At 68.3% G+C, this 12,336-nt stretch carries 13 protein-coding genes; 7 read left to right on the forward strand and 6 right to left on the reverse strand.

Features of this window, described 5'->3' with window-relative positions; translation table 11 throughout:
* The first annotated feature begins 87 nt into the window (after positions 1 to 87).
* From ACWGIC_RS01395 to ACWGIC_RS01405, 3 genes are all read left to right on the forward strand, one after another.
* Positions 88 to 468 (forward strand): YciI family protein, encoded by a 381-nt coding sequence (locus ACWGIC_RS01395; protein ID WP_452073888.1) that lies wholly within the window; start codon positions 88 to 90, stop codon positions 466 to 468.
* On the forward strand, positions 465 to 1,658 hold the full coding sequence (locus tag ACWGIC_RS01400; protein WP_452073889.1) for an RNA polymerase sigma factor: 1,194 nt from the start codon (positions 465 to 467) through the stop codon (positions 1,656 to 1,658). Before ACWGIC_RS01395 ends, ACWGIC_RS01400 begins: the two co-directional genes overlap by 4 nt.
* A gap of 108 nt (positions 1,659 to 1,766) precedes the next feature.
* On the forward strand, positions 1,767 to 2,411 hold the full coding sequence (locus tag ACWGIC_RS01405; protein ID WP_452073890.1) for a DedA family protein: 645 nt from the start codon (positions 1,767 to 1,769) through the stop codon (positions 2,409 to 2,411).
* Positions 2,412 to 2,468: 57 nt separating this feature from the next.
* Here ACWGIC_RS01405 and ACWGIC_RS01410 read toward each other — a convergent pair whose 3' ends face one another.
* A complete protein-coding gene (locus ACWGIC_RS01410; RefSeq protein WP_452073891.1) occupies positions 2,469 to 3,368 on the reverse strand; it encodes an EamA family transporter in 900 nt (299 codons plus the stop codon).
* A gap of 86 nt (positions 3,369 to 3,454) precedes the next feature.
* Here ACWGIC_RS01410 and ACWGIC_RS01415 point away from each other — a divergent pair, with 86 nt between their 5' ends.
* On the forward strand, positions 3,455 to 4,360 hold the full coding sequence (locus tag ACWGIC_RS01415; protein WP_452073892.1) for a LysR family transcriptional regulator: 906 nt from the start codon (positions 3,455 to 3,457) through the stop codon (positions 4,358 to 4,360).
* On the opposite strand, the gene ACWGIC_RS01420 is transcribed toward ACWGIC_RS01415, so the two are convergent.
* Entirely contained in the window at positions 4,357 to 4,911 is a 555-nt protein-coding gene (locus ACWGIC_RS01420; RefSeq protein WP_452073893.1) for a TetR family transcriptional regulator, read from the reverse strand. The genes ACWGIC_RS01415 and ACWGIC_RS01420 overlap by 4 nt on opposite strands.
* Before the next feature lie 64 nt (positions 4,912 to 4,975).
* On the opposite strand from ACWGIC_RS01420, the gene ACWGIC_RS01425 reads away from it, so the two are divergent.
* A complete protein-coding gene (locus ACWGIC_RS01425) occupies positions 4,976 to 6,097 on the forward strand; it encodes a serine hydrolase domain-containing protein (RefSeq protein WP_452073894.1) in 1,122 nt (373 codons plus the stop codon).
* A gap of 90 nt (positions 6,098 to 6,187) precedes the next feature.
* Positions 6,188 to 7,105: an SDR family oxidoreductase gene (locus ACWGIC_RS01430; RefSeq protein ID WP_452073895.1), complete on the forward strand. Its 918-nt coding sequence runs from the start codon at positions 6,188 to 6,190 to the stop codon at positions 7,103 to 7,105.
* Between the two features lie 48 nt (positions 7,106 to 7,153).
* Here ACWGIC_RS01430 and ACWGIC_RS01435 read toward each other — a convergent pair whose 3' ends face one another.
* Together ACWGIC_RS01435 and leuA are read right to left on the reverse strand one after the other, a co-directional pair.
* Positions 7,154 to 8,122 carry a helix-turn-helix transcriptional regulator gene (locus ACWGIC_RS01435; protein WP_452073896.1) on the reverse strand — a complete coding sequence of 323 codons (969 nt, stop codon included), beginning with the start codon at positions 8,120 to 8,122 and terminating at the stop codon, positions 7,154 to 7,156.
* A 120-nt stretch (positions 8,123 to 8,242) separates the two neighbouring features.
* Complete coding sequence (gene leuA / locus ACWGIC_RS01440) at positions 8,243 to 10,027, reverse strand: 2-isopropylmalate synthase (RefSeq protein WP_452073897.1); 1,785 nt, start codon at positions 10,025 to 10,027, stop codon at positions 8,243 to 8,245.
* Between the two features lie 244 nt (positions 10,028 to 10,271).
* On the opposite strand from leuA, the gene ACWGIC_RS01445 reads away from it, so the two are divergent.
* Positions 10,272 to 10,646, forward strand: a complete 375-nt coding sequence (locus ACWGIC_RS01445) for a hypothetical protein (protein ID WP_452073898.1) — start codon at positions 10,272 to 10,274, stop codon at positions 10,644 to 10,646.
* 113 nt (positions 10,647 to 10,759) lie between these two features.
* Here ACWGIC_RS01445 and ACWGIC_RS01450 read toward each other — a convergent pair whose 3' ends face one another.
* Together ACWGIC_RS01450 and ACWGIC_RS01455 are read right to left on the reverse strand one after the other, a co-directional pair.
* Positions 10,760 to 11,419 (reverse strand): hypothetical protein, encoded by a 660-nt coding sequence (locus ACWGIC_RS01450; RefSeq protein ID WP_452073899.1) that lies wholly within the window; start codon positions 11,417 to 11,419, stop codon positions 10,760 to 10,762.
* 107 nt (positions 11,420 to 11,526) lie between these two features.
* Positions 11,527 to 12,117, reverse strand: a complete 591-nt coding sequence (locus tag ACWGIC_RS01455; protein WP_452073900.1) for a nitroreductase family protein — start codon at positions 12,115 to 12,117, stop codon at positions 11,527 to 11,529.
* Between the last annotated feature and the right edge of the window lie 219 nt (positions 12,118 to 12,336).

Genomic DNA, 12,336 nt, shown 5'->3' on the forward strand with positions numbered 1-12,336 from the left:
TCCCGGATGGTGTGTTCGTCCGGGACGTCGAAGCCGTCCGCGCGGCTTCGACATCAGGGTTAGAAAAACTTTTCGAGGAGGCTTCCGATGAAGTATCTGGTCCTGATCTACGGCAACCCGGCGTCGCGCGCGGCCTGGGCGGGGATGACTGACGAGCAGAAGGCCGAGGGCCTGCGCGCCTACCAGCGGTTCCACGAGGAGCTGGAAGGCACCGGCGAGCGGATCGTGTCCGAGCGCCTTGCCGCGCCGGAGCTGACGAAGCAGGTTCACGTGCGGACCGACGGCGTGAGCACCACCGACGGCCCGTTCGCCGAGATCAAGGAGCAGCTCGCCGGTTTCTACCTGCTGGAGTGCGATTCGGAGGCCCGCGCGCTGGAGATCGCCGCGCGGATCCCGGAAGCGCCGTTCGCGACGATCGAGGTGCGGCCCGTGATGGGGCTGACCGGCGACGTGGACTTCGAGCTGTGATCGACGGCCTCCTGCGCGACCTCATTCCGCAGGTGCTGACCGCGCTCGTGCGCCGCTACGGCGATTTCGGCAAATGCGAGGACGCCGTGCAGGAGGCCCTGCTCGCCGCCGCCGTGCAGTGGCCGAACGACGGTGTGCCGGACAATCCGAAGGCCTGGCTCATCACGACTGCCTCGCGGCGGCGGATCGAGATGTGGCGCAACGAAGCCGCCCGCATCCGTCGAGAGGAGACGGTGGCCGCGCTGGAGCCGCCGTCCTTCGAACTCGTGCCGCAGCAGGACGACACCCTCACCCTGCTGTTGCTCTGCTGCCATCCCTCGTTGACCAGGCCATCGCAGGTGGCGTTGACCCTGCGTGCTGTCGGCGGCCTGACCACCGCCGAGATCGCGCGGGCGTACTTGGTCCCGGAGCCGACGATCGGCCAGCGGATCAGCCGGGCGAAGCAAAAACTGCGCGGTGCGGATTTCGCGCTGCCACCCCAGGACGAACTGCCGGAACGCGTCGCCGCGGTATTGCAGGTGCTGTATCTGGTGTTCACCGAAGGCCACACCGCCAGCTCAGGCAGCGAGGTGAACCGTGTCGAACTGACCGCCGAGGCCATCCGGCTCGCCCGGCAACTGCACACCCTGCTGCCTGCTGACGGTGAGGTCGCCGGACTGCTCGCGCTCATGCTGCTCACCGACGCCCGCCGCCCCGCCCGCACCGGCCGTGACGGTGTTCCGGTGCCGCTGGCCGAACAAGACCGCTCGTGCTGGGACGCGTCCGCGATCGCCGAAGGCAGCGCACTCATCGAACACGCGTTGGCCACCACCCCGGTCGGCCCGTACCAACTGCAAGCCGCAATCGCGGCTGTGCACGACGAAGCCCAGACTGCCGACGCCACCGACTGGCCGCAGATCTTGCTGTTGTACGACCTTCTTCAGCAGATCGCCCCCGGCCCGATGGTCACGCTGAACCGCTTGGTCGCGCTCGCCCGCGTCGAAGGCCCGGCGGTCGCGCTGGCCGAACTGGACGCGACCGACCTGGACCACTATCGCGCCGACGTCGTCCGCGCCCATCTCCTGGAGCTTTCCGGCGATCCGCACGGAGCCCGCGACTGCTACGTCCGTGCCGCCCAGCGCACCCTGAGCCTGCCGGAACGGGAGTACTTCGAATCGCGCGCTTTGCGTGTTATGTCGGAAAAACCCTGAAAAACCCTGCCGGAAGACGGACCCCACCCCCGACTCCAGGCGGACGCGAGAATCGTCCCCGCGTGGGTACTCTGCGGGGACCAGGCACACATCACAAGGGGGTTGGCAGTGAACATCGACCACGTGCTGGAGGCGATCCCTCCGCTGGCGGTCTACCTGTTGGTGGGCTTGGTGGTGATGGTCGAAAGCCTGGGCATCCCGCTGCCGGGGGAGATCGTGCTGGTGAGCGCGGCGCTGCTGGCGTCGTCGCACAGCGGGCTGAACCCGCTGTGGATCGGCGTGCTGGCGTCGGCCGGCGCGATCATCGGCGACAGCATCGGATACCTGATCGGCAAGAAGGGCGGCAAACGGCTGTTCGCGTGGGCAGGCCGGAAGTTCCCTAAACATTTCGGCCCAGACCACATCGCGAGCGCCGAAAAGATGTTCCACAAACGCGGCATGTGGGCGGTGTTCTTCGGCCGCTTTGTCGCGGTGTTGCGCATTCTGGCCGGTCCGCTCGCCGGGTCGCTGAACATGCACTACCCGCGGTTCCTGGTCGCGAACGCTCTCGGCGGCATCGTGTGGGCGGGCGGAACGACGGCGCTCATCTACTACCTTGGCGTGGTCGCCGACAAGTGGCTGAAGGGCTTCCAGTGGGCCGGCCTCGGAGCGGCGCTGGTGATCGGCGTGGTGGTGACGCTGATCCTGAAGAAGCGCATGGCCCGCCACGCCGCGGCGGAGTCGTCGGCGACGAAGGACGACGCGGTCGCCTGAGTTCGGCTACCGAAAACCCCCGGCGTTGCCGGGGGTTTTCTGTTTGCCTGGGCGTGTTCACACCGGCAGTAATTCCTCCGGCGCCACCGCGGGCTTCCGCCGCAGCGACCCCAGCAACACCCCGCCGATCACCACCGCTGCCGCCACGAGGGTCAGGACCGTCGGCACCTCGCCGAGGATGAAGAACGACGCCGTCAACCCGACCACTGGCACCAGCAGCGAGAACGGCGCGACCACCCCCGCCGGGTTGCGGCGCATCAGCGTGGTCCAGATGCCGGAGCCGACGACCGTCCCGAAAATGACCACGTACGCCAGCCCCACGACGCCGATCAGGCCGGTCTTGGTGCCGAGCGTCGCCAGCGAGTGCCAGGCGGCACCCGGTCCCTCGAAGATGCTCGACAACGCCAGCATCGGCAGCGGCGGCACCACTGACATCCACAGCGTCAGGTGCAGCGGGTTGTCCGGCTCCGCGCGGCGCATGCTCAGGTTGCCGATCGCCCAGCTCAGCGCGGCCAGCAAGGTCAGCACGACCGGGACCAGCGCGGCGTGGGCGGACTGTTGCCAGGCGATCGCCGTCATGCCCGCCACCGCGAGCAGGATCCCGGCCAGCTGCCGTCCGGAGACGCGTTCCCGCAGCAGCACCGCGCCGAGCAGCACGGTAAACGGCGCGGACGCCTGCAGCACCAACGACGCCAGCCCGGTCGGCATGCCCAGGTGCATCGCGACGAACAGGAACGCGAACTGCCCGGTGCCGAACCCGAGCCCGTAGCCGAGCAGGTAACGCAGTTTCACCCGCGGCCACGGCACGAGGAACATCGTCGGGATCGCGATCAGCAGGAACCGCAGCGCACCGGCGAACATCGGCGGGAACTGGCCGAGGGTGGCGTGGATCGCGATGAAGTTGAGGCCCCACAAGACGGCGACGAACACAGCGAGCAAACGGTCCCGGATGGCCATGCCTCAACTCTGCCTAGCCAGACCTTGAAGCACCAGCGAGAATAACTGCACTGACTGTGTAGCAGTGCTTCACATACACTGCCCGAATGGACTTGGGCAGGCTTCGGACGCTGCGCGAATTCGCCGATCGGGGCAGCGTCACCGCCGCTGCCCGGGCGTTGCACTGCACGCCGTCGGCGATCTCGCAGCAGTTGCGCGCGTTGCAGGCGGAGGTCGGCATCGCGCTCACCGAACCGGCTGGCCGCGGGCTTCGGCTCACCGACGCCGGCCGTGCGCTGGTCGCCCGCGCCGACGACGTGCTGGCCGCGCTGGACCGGGCCGAAGCGGAGCTGGACACCTACCGCAGCGCCCCGCGCGGGCGCGTGCGGATCGCGATCTTCCAATCCGCCGGGCTGATGCTCCTGCCCGGTCTGCTGCGCCGCATCGAACAGCACGAAAACCTCGAGGTCGACGTCCGCGACGTCGACATGGTCCCGTCGCAGGTGCCCGGTCTGGTCGCCGACTACGACGTCGTCGTCGCGCACCGCGACGAGCACGCGGCCGAATTCGACACCGAACGCCTCGACGTCTTCCCGTTGCTGCGCGAGCCACTGGACGTCGCTCTTCCCGTCGGCCACCGCCTCGCCCGCAACCGCCGCGTCGGCCTGGCCGATCTCGCCGACGAACGCTGGATCTCGGTCGACCACGGCTTCCCGGTCGACGACGTCCTCCGCTCGCTGACCGTGCGCACCGGAGTGCGGCCGCAGATCGTCCAGCGCATCAACGATTTCCGCATCACCGAACGGCTCGTCGCGGCCGGGCACGGGATCGCGCTGATGCCCCGGTACACAATGGACACTCGGCGCGGCAGCGGACTGGTCTGCCGCCCGCTGGCCGGAATCCGCGCGGCGCGGCTGGTGGAAGTGGTGTGCCGGACGGGTGCGGCGAACCGCCCAGCCGTCGCGACCGTGATCGACGAGATGCGTGCGGAAGTAGCCGCACTTACGACCTAGCTGGGCTCCCGGGCAGGCAAGCCCCGCAGCAGTGTGTCGAGAAACAGTTCGAACCGCGGCGCTTCCGGCCCGAGGTCGAGCGGGTTCTCCCGCACCGCTAGCCAGCTCACTGTGCAGGTGATGAAGATGTACCAGCTTTGCTCGGCCAGCTCCGGCCGCACGCCGGCGTTGGTGAACGCGGCGACCACCTGAGAGCGCAGGCGTCCGAACGAATCCGCGTTGTGCCGATGCGGCCGGGACAACCGGGTCGCGTAACCGGGTACCGCGAGGAACTGATCGTGCATCGCCCACGCGACCTTCGCGAGCCACGGTCGCCAAGCCCGGCGCGGAGGCCCCTCCGTCGGCAGGACTCGCTCCAGCACCACCTCGCTGATCAGGTCGAACAACGCGTCCCGGTTGGCGACCCAGCGGTAGAGCGCGCCGTGCGTCACGCCGAGTCGCGCCGCCAGCTCGCGCATGGTCAACGTGTCGAGATTCCCGGCGGACAAGGCCGCGTCGACGATCCGCTCGCGATCGAGCTGGGCGGGGCGGCCGGGCCGGGGTCGGGTCATAGCTCCGGACTCTACCGAGACAGAGTTAGTGACCAATGGTTACAAACCGGGGTACGGTGGTGGCATGACCGAAATCCACGGAACAGTGCGGCCGGGCTTCGAGCAAGTGCGAGACGTGTTCGCGGCAGTGACCGACGGATCGGCTCAACTGGCGGCGTACCACCGCGGCGAACAAGTGGTCGACCTCTGGACCGGCGAAGACATCGACGGGGATTCCCTGATCGGCGCGTACTCCGCGTCGAAGGGAGCAGCACACCTGACCGTCGCGCTGCTCGTCCAGGACGGCGTGCTTGATCTGGGCCAGCGAGTGAGCCACTACTGGCCGGAGTTCGCCGCCGAAGGCAAACAAGACGTCACCCTGCGACAACTCCTGGCGCACCGAGCCGGGCTCGTCGGTTCCGACGAAGGTTTCTCTCGCGCGGAACTCGCGGACGACCGCATCGTCGCCGAACGACTGGCCCGGCAGCGTCCGTTCTGGCGGCCAGGCACCGCGTTCGGCTACCACGCCCTGGTGGCCGGCGCGCTCAGCGGCGAGGTCGTTCGCCAGGCAACCGGCCGCACCCTTCAGGAACACTTCGCCGACCGCGTCCGCGATCCGTACACAGTGGACTTCTACCTCGGCCTGCCCGCCGAATTGGAGTCGCGATTCGTCAGCACGCAACCGATGGTGCTGACCCCCGAGCGGCAGGTCATGTTGCCCGCCGCGAACAGCCTGCCGGGCATCGCGTTCAACCGGCACCATCCAGACGGCCCGGAAGTGTGGGAACTGCCGAACCTCCCGGAAGTCCGACGGCTCGGCTCGGCATCGTTCGGCGGCGTCGCCTCGGCCCGCGGCCTGGCCCGGATGTACGCGGCGGCGATCAGTCCGTTAGGCGGCGAACCGCCGCTGCTGAAGCCGGAAACCGCCGCAGAGTTCGCACAGATCCAGTCCATCGGTTACGACGTGGTGTTGCGCGAGCAGAAGGCGTTCGGCATCGGTTTCCACGCCACCAGCGAGCGCTACCCAGAGCTGGGCCAAGGCAGCTTCGGGCACAGCGGCGCGGGCGGGCAGCAGGCGTTCGCCGATCCTCGCAACGGCATCGCTTACGGCTACACCCGCCGTCGCGTCCCGTTCCCCGCCGCTGCGGCTCCGGAGAATGAGCCGCTGATCAAGGCGCTGTACTCGGCGTTGAATGGTGGGCGGTGAGCCTGCGACACAGCTTTCGCGAACCCTGACAATGGGTGTCAGGGTTCGCGCGCACGCTGGTGGTCCACCGAGAGAGAGGGGACAAACCGAATGAGCGGGGAACTGGCCGGCAAGGTCGCGCTCGTGGCGGGCGGCACGCGCGGGGCGAGCCGGGCGATCGCGGTCGAACTGGGCCGGGCCGGGGCGTACGTGTACGTCACCGGTCGCACGACGCGTGCCGGACGGTCCGAAGTGGACCGTCCGGAGACCATTGAGGACACCCTGGAGAGGATCGAAGCCGCTGGCGGCAAGGGAAGCGCGCTGCGGGTCGACCATCTGGTGAGCGACGAGGTCGCCGCGCTCGCCCAGCGGATCGACGCCGAGCACGGCGGGCTCGACATCCTGGTCGACGGCATCTGGGGCGGCGATCGCTACCTGGAATGGGGCAAACCGATCTGGGAGCATTCGCTGGACGCCAGCCTGCGGATGATGCGGCTGTCCCTCGACGCCCACCTGATCACGAGCCACCATCTGTTTCCGCTGGTCATCCGCCGCCCGGGCGGGCTCGTGATCGAGTTGACCGACGGCACCGCCGAGTACAACGCGAAGTACCGCGAGGGCACGTCGCTGCCGTACTACCTGGCCAAGGCGGCGATCAACGTCCTGGCCGTCGGCGAGGCGGCCGAACTCAAAAAGCACGACTGCACCGCGATCGCGTTCACGCCGGGATGGCTGCGTTCGGAAGCGATGCTGGAGATTTTCGAGGTCACTGAGGAAAACTGGCGGGACGCGACCGTCCGCGAGCCGCACTTCGTGATCTCGGAATCGCCGACCTTCTCCGGCCGCACGGTCGTCGCGCTCGCCGCCGACGCGGATCGACACCGCTGGACCGGACAGACCGTTTCCAGCGGGCAGCTCGCGAAGGTTTACGAGATCGACGACGTGGACGGCAGCCGTCCGGACGCGTGGCGGTACATCGAGGAGGTCCAGGAACCCGGAAAACCCGCTGACGCCAGCGGTTACCGCTGATGTCCGTGAGGGGAACCCTGAGGGAACCAGATTCCCTCAGGGTTCCCCTCACGGACGGTTGCGGTCGGCGAGCGCCTGACCGAATTCCGCGACCGCGGCGCGGATCTCCGGCGGGGTCAGCACCTCGACGCCGGGGCCGAGGGAAACCAGCTGTCCGACGGCGACTTCCTTGCCCTCCATGGCGAACTCGGCCTCGGCCCACCCGTCGTCGTCCTTCGGACCGAGCGACACCAGCACCTCGTTCACGTGCTCCGGCCCGAAAACCCGCCGCAACGCACCCGCCGCGGACCGGTCGAGCCGAGCCGTCACCTTCAACGGCAGCGGCATTTTCTCGAACTCCGCCGACGACGCGCGCCACCAGTCAGCGAGCGAGAATTCTTCCGGCCGCACAAAGGTTTCGCCGGTTTCCGCGACCGCTTCCAACCGGGAGACGCGATACGTCCGCAAGTCAGCGTCGACTCGCGCCACCAGGTACCAAACCCCGGCTTTCAACACGAGACCCAGCGGATCGAGCGTCCGCCGGGTGACCTTGTCGCGCCGCCGATAGCGCACGTCGAGCCGCTGCTGAGTCCACACCGCCTTCGCGACCATCGGCAGCGCGGCCGTGTCGTCCGGCGAGCTGAACCAGGCCGACGCGTCGAGGTGAAACCGCCCGGCGACCGTCCGGGCCTGTTCTTGCAGCTGAGCGGGCATGCTCGCGGACACTTTCGCGTGCGCGGCAGCCACCGCGGTGCCGAGGCCGAGCCCAGCCAGCGCGTCCGGCACGTCGAGGGCCAGCAGCGCGACGGCCTCACGCGAGGTGAGGCCGTCGAGCCGCGAACGCCAGCCGTCGACGAGCCGGATGCCGCCGTACCGCCCTGGTTCGCTCCAGAGCGGTACGCCGGCTTCGCGCAACGCGGCGAGATCCCGCCGCAGCGTCCGCTCGGTCACGCCTAGCTCGTCCGCCAGCTCCCCGACGGTGCCCGCGCGTTTGCGGTGCAGCGTGAAGAGCAACGCGACCAGCCGCTCAGCCCGCACACCTACCTCCCGCCCGGTCCCGACCACCCCAATGTGGCATTGGGTGCATGCGACGCACCGAACGCCACATTGGGTGCGTGTGACGCACCCAATGCCACATTGGGGCGCATCAGACTTGGGTCAGCGGTTCGCCCGGTTGACCGCGCTCACCACGGCACGCAGCGAAGCGGTGACGATCGACGGGTCGACACCGATGCCCCAGAACACGCGGTCGGAGATCGCGCATTCGATGTAGGACGCGGCGCGCGAGTCGTCGCCGGGGCTCAGCGTGTGCTCGCTGTAGTCCAGGAGCCGCAGGTCGTAGCCCACAGTGGACAGTGCGTCGAAGAACGCGGCGATCGGCCCGTTGCCGCGGCCGGTGATCTCGTGCTCGTCGCCCTCGACCTTCACCGTGGCCTCGAGGTCGTACTCGCCGCCGCCGTTGTCGGTGACCCGCTGCTTGATCAGCTCCAGCGGGGTCTTCGACTCCAGGTACTCGGCCGAGAACGCGCGCCACATGGTGGCCGGGTCGACCTCGCCGCCCTCGGTGTCGGTGTAGGCCTGGATGACCTTCGAGAACTCCATCTGCAGCCGGCGCGGCAGGTCCAGCTGGTGCTCGGCCTTCATGATGTAGGCGACGCCGCCCTTGCCGGACTGCGAGTTCACCCGGATCACGGCCTCGTAGGTGCGGCCGACGTCCTTCGGGTCGATCGGCAGGTACGGGACCTCCCACGGGTGCTCGTCGACCGGGACGCCCTTCTTGTCCGCGGCGTCCTTCATCGCGTCGAGGCCCTTGTTGATCGCGTCCTGGTGGCTGCCGGAGAAGGCGGTGAACACCAGGTCGCCGCCCCACGGCGAGCGTTCCGGGACCGGCAGCTGGTTGCAGTACTCGACGGTCCGCTTGATCTCGTCCATGTCGGAGAAGTCGATCTGCGGGTCGATGCCCTGGCTGTAGAGGTTCATGCCCAGCGCGACCAGGTCGACGTTGCCGGTGCGCTCGCCGTTGCCGAACAGGCAGCCCTCGATCCGGTCCGCTCCGGCCTGGTAGCCCAGTTCGGCGGCGGCGATGCCGGTGCCGCGGTCGTTGTGCGGGTGCAGCGACAGGATCACCGAATCGCGGCGCTCCAGGTTGCGGCTCATCCACTCGATCGAGTCGGCGTAGACGTTCGGCGTCGCCATCTCGACGGTCGCCGGCAGGTTCAGGATGACCGGCTTCTGCGGTGTCGGCTGCCAGATCTCGGTGACCGCGTTGCACACCTCGAGCGCGTAGGACAGCTCGGTGCCGGTGTAGGACTCGGGCGAGTACTGGAAGCGGAAGTCGGTGTCCGGCTGCTTAGCCGCCAGCTCGACGACCATTTCCGCGGCCTGCGTGGCGATCTTCTTGATGCCCTCGCGCTCCTCGCGGAACACCACGCGGCGCTGCAGGATCGACGTCGAGTTGTAGATGTGCACGATCGCCCGCGGCGCGCCCTCGAGCGCCTGGAAGGTGCGCTCGATCAGCTCGGGACGGCACTGGGTCAGCACCTGGATGTGCACGTCGTCGGGAATCGCGCCCTCGTCGATGATCTCGCGCACGAAGTCGAAGTCGGTCTGCGACGCGGCCGGGAAGCCGACCTCGATCTCCTTGTAGCCCATGCGGACCAGCAGGTCGAAGAACTTGCGCTTGCGCGCGGGCGACATCGGGTCGATCAGCGCCTGGTTGCCGTCGCGCAGGTCGACCGCACACCACAGCGGCGCGCGCTCGATGCGCTTGTCCGGCCAGGTGCGGTCGGGTACGTCGATGTTCTCGACTACGTCGTACCAGGGGCGGTACCGGTGGACCGGCATGGACGTGCCGCGCTGCGGGTTCCACGAGGGCTGTCCGGCTGGCGCGGGACGAGAGGGCGTGCGCAGACGGGAGTTAGTGGTGCGGGGGTCGGTGCTCATCGCGGGAAAATCTCCTGAAGGGTTCGGTGCGGACGACCGGCACCACAAAGCCCCGCGACGAGGAGCCGGTCAGATCAGGCCCCGTCGCGGCAGCGAAGCAGGAGTTCACGCGCCACGGGGTCACTGTAACCACCCGCCGCGGCGAAAGGGAAGCCGACCGCCGCGATCGAACTGTTACGTCGGGTGGCTGATACCTGTTACTAGCGGGTAGCGAGCCGCGAGACGACGTGCCAGACTGCCCGGCATGGGCGAGCACGCGGAACAGGCGCAGGAAACCGAGGCGAAGGCGCGTCCCCAGCGCACGCCGGTGGACTGGCGGCGCACTCGCGAGCGGGCGGTGTCGTTCCTCGCGTCGCTCGTGCGCTGGGCCGGGCTGTTGTTCGCCGCGATACTGGTGCTGCACGTGATTTTCGTCATCGGCGAGGCCAACCAGGGCAACGGCATCGTCTCGTTCGTCCGCAGCTGGGCGGACGGGCTGTCGCTCGGCTTCAAGGACCTGTTCACGCCGAGCGACGCGAAACTGCGGGTGCTGGTGAACTACGGCATCGCGGCGGTGTTCTGGCTGATCGTGTCCGGCATTCTGGCGAAGATCATTCGCCGCGTCGGCGGCGGCGTCTGACCAGTCGCGGTCCGCGACATTTCAAGGTTCTCGAACTGCGGCGCGAGCGAATTCAAGGAAACAGCCGTCTCTTTGAATTCGCCCGCTGACCGCCGGACCGCCCTGCCTCAGCTTCAGGACTGCCAGGTCACCGCGTCCTTGCCGTAGTCGGTGTTCGGAGCCAGATCCCGGTACGTGCTCGCGCTGTAGCTGGCCCCCTTGACCTCCGCGCCCGCCGGAGCCAGCGCCAGCACGCAGCTGTCGTAAGACGCGCCCTTCGACGTGAACGCCTTGCCCGAATTCCCGTTGTCGCACTTCTCGAACTTGCCGATCACGCTCACGTGCGGGCCCTTGGTGCCGTCCGCGAGCAGGCCGTTCATCAGGCCCAGCGAGCTGTACGAGAAGTCCGAGCCGGTCTCGTTCGTGACCTTGACCTGGATGTAGTACGGCGTCATGCCCTTGGCCCGGTCGCCGAGTTTCAGCGGGGCCAGGTCAGCCTCGGCGCCCTTCTCGATGCCGGTCACCGTCACGCCGATCGCGCCGGTGTTCTTCTGCGATTTGAACGGCACCACGGCCTTCTCGCCGATCTTCAGCTTCGTGCCCTGCTTGGTGTAATCGGCCGAGGCGGATTCGCCGGCGGGCGTGGCGGAAGAGGAGGACGGGCTCGCCGAGGAAGCGGGCGGAGTCGCGATCGGCGGGGTCGGAGCCTGGTCGTCCGAACTGGAACACCCGGACAGGGCAAACGCCAACGTCGTTGCGGAAATCGCCATCACAACCGGCAGGCCAGTACGCATCTCGTCACTCCTTGAGGGATATCCCACCGATTCAGTGGTCTGACCGGTTTGGTATCCCTCAGACCTCGCGGGCGGGCCGCTGGTTCCCTCAAATGCTCACGAAACGGTCACAGTGCCGGTGAGCCCCATCGGTCGCCGAACGCGAACTCCGCGAGCGGCAGTCGCGTACGAGGGGCGAGTTCGCGTTCGATGCGGCGCGGGTCGTCGAGCACGGAAGGGTCGGCGGGCGATCCGACGGCGATCGCGACCCGGGCCACCGCCTCGTCCGGGAGGCTGAACTCCGCGCGGACCGCCTCCGGCGAGAAGCCCGCCATCTGGTGGGCGATCAGGCCGAGTTCGACCGCCTGCAGGACGAGGTTTTCGGTCGCCAAGCCCAGTCCGTAGTCGGTGTAGGGCACCTCGCCCTTCTCGTTCGTGGTGACCATCACGCCGATCAGCAGCGCGCTCGCCCGGAACGTCCACGCCTGGTTCCCGGAGTTCAGCGTCGCGAGGATGCGCGGGAAGACCGGATCGCCCCGGCGGCCGACGAGGTAGCGCGCCGGCTGGGTGTTGCCGAAAGACGGCGCCCACCTGGCGGCTTCGAGCAACGCGGTCAGTTGGGCGTCGGTGATTTCGGCGGTCTCGTCGTAGGCCCGCGGGCTCCAGCGCTCGGCGATGGCCGGCGCGACGGGGACGCTCGTCTCGGCTGGTTTGCGCATGCCGAGAAGGTAGTACGGCCGGGGAGTGCTCTCCGTCACTCCGGAGGAAGGGCTTCGAGCTTTCCCCTGGCGTTAAGGAAAATTTACTTCCAAACGCTCCGGAGGGGCCGTGGCGGACCACTCGATGGGGTGGCGAGCGCCGTTCGCGCCGGTAGGCTCTTCTCCAAATGAAGGGCCGTGGGCGCTCCTCGGTGCCCTCCAAGGAGTACGCCCCGGCCC

It is taken from the genome of Amycolatopsis sp. NPDC054798 (genome assembly GCF_053611505.1).

Bases quoted from the DNA above. Each gene is read 5' to 3' on its own strand.
- ACWGIC_RS01395 (WP_452073888.1), top strand. From the start codon at position 88: ATGAAGTATCTGGTCCTGATCTACGGCAACCCGGCGTCGCGCGCGGCC.
- ACWGIC_RS01410 (WP_452073891.1), bottom strand. From the start codon at position 3,368: ATGGCCATCCGGGACCGTTTGCTCGCTGTGTTCGTCGCCGTCTTGTGG.
- ACWGIC_RS01415 (WP_452073892.1), top strand. From the start codon at position 3,455: ATGGACTTGGGCAGGCTTCGGACGCTGCGCGAATTCGCCGATCGGGGC.
- ACWGIC_RS01420 (WP_452073893.1), bottom strand. From the start codon at position 4,911: ATGACCCGACCCCGGCCCGGCCGCCCCGCCCAGCTCGATCGCGAGCGG.
- ACWGIC_RS01425 (WP_452073894.1), top strand. From the start codon at position 4,976: ATGACCGAAATCCACGGAACAGTGCGGCCGGGCTTCGAGCAAGTGCGA.
- ACWGIC_RS01430 (WP_452073895.1), top strand. From the start codon at position 6,188: ATGAGCGGGGAACTGGCCGGCAAGGTCGCGCTCGTGGCGGGCGGCACG.
- leuA (WP_452073897.1), bottom strand. From the start codon at position 10,027: ATGAGCACCGACCCCCGCACCACTAACTCCCGTCTGCGCACGCCCTCT.
- ACWGIC_RS01445 (WP_452073898.1), top strand. From the start codon at position 10,272: ATGGGCGAGCACGCGGAACAGGCGCAGGAAACCGAGGCGAAGGCGCGT.
- ACWGIC_RS01450 (WP_452073899.1), bottom strand. From the start codon at position 11,419: ATGCGTACTGGCCTGCCGGTTGTGATGGCGATTTCCGCAACGACGTTG.
- ACWGIC_RS01455 (WP_452073900.1), bottom strand. From the start codon at position 12,117: ATGCGCAAACCAGCCGAGACGAGCGTCCCCGTCGCGCCGGCCATCGCC.